This is a genomic window from Saliphagus sp. LR7 (genome assembly GCF_003344565.1).
Classification (GTDB): Archaea; Halobacteriota; Halobacteria; order Halobacteriales; family Natrialbaceae; genus Saliphagus; species Saliphagus infecundisoli.
The window spans coordinates 1-1,053 of record NZ_QPND01000077.1 but is presented as its reverse complement, the minus strand read 5'-3'; the positions used below and the strand labels follow the sequence as shown (position 1 = coordinate 1,053).

Here is a 1,053-nt window from a genome sequence, read left to right as displayed (position 1 = left end):
AATCCGGACTGGGGGTCGGTCGAAGCCGAAGTCGGAACGCTCGCAGACGCACTCGCGGTCGCAGAACGTGTCTGCAGTGATCTCGAGGGGAAATACGACCTGCAGGGGAACGAGGAGCGAGCAGAGCGAGAGAGCGGAGAGATAGCTCTCTCGTGGCGGGGACCGAAACCGCTCGTCTAAGGGGGAGGAGGGGTTTGAGGGCGGCCGTTCGGGGGCTGGATATCGGGTCTAGTCCCAGTCCGCCCCACCCACCGCCTCCCACCCACCTCCAGGGTCCGGGCTGCTCGCTCCTGGAGGTCGCTGCGCTGCCGGGCTTTCCCACCTGCGGTCGGTGGTGAGGTCAGTCTGATTGTTCGCGTTCAATAGGGGGTGCATGAACGACCAACGGATTTTTGCGCTCGCTTCGCCTCATTATGAGTGTGTCATTGGCCGCAACAGTGCAGCGGTGGTTGCCGACTGATGACGACGACGTCATCTACGAGTGTCGCCAGTGCGGGACGACACTCGACTCCACTGACCGTCAGTGTGATGTCTATGGGGCAACATCGAGGAGTTTGACATTGTCTGACGCTTACTGTATCTCTCAATCGGATGTAGGAGTTGAGGGCTGAAGCTCCACTATCTACGGTGATTCAACGATGCGTAGAATGTCCGGTGCTTCATACACGCGATACCGCTCCGAGTCCGAGATCTCGTCGACAATCCCTTCTCCCTTGAGCGCCTCGATTGCATCGTACACGGCCTGTCGCGAACGGTCCGTTGCTTCGATGGCTCGCGGCGCCGTGAGATACGGTGCCTCAAACACGTAGTCGATCACGTCTCGCACAGCGGGCCGATTCGGAAACCGCGACTGGTAGTCAGCCCGGAGTGACTGTAACTCAACACCACAATCGTAGGCATCGATAGCCTGCTCGGCGATTGCGTTTAGGACGAACACGATCCACTGTTCCCAGTCCCCGTCACGGCTCACTGCGAGCAAATAGTCAAGATACTGTTGTCGATGCCGGTTGAAGTACGCGCTCAAATAGAGGTACGGCTCCGAGAGGAGGTCAG

Annotated in this window: 1 protein-coding gene and 1 pseudogene; one reads left to right on the top strand and one right to left on the bottom strand. The window is 59.2% G+C overall.

What is annotated here, in order from left to right; genetic code table 11:
* Nucleotides 1–180: pseudogene (locus tag DVH23_RS23235) on the top strand (hypothetical protein); the annotation flags it as partial.
* 442 nt (nucleotides 181–622) lie between these two features.
* On the opposite strand, the gene DVH23_RS23225 reads toward DVH23_RS23235, so the two are convergent.
* Nucleotides 623–1,053, bottom strand: a 431-nt coding sequence (locus tag DVH23_RS23225) for a Fic family protein (RefSeq protein WP_394342658.1), incomplete at its 5' end; no start/stop codon positions are given.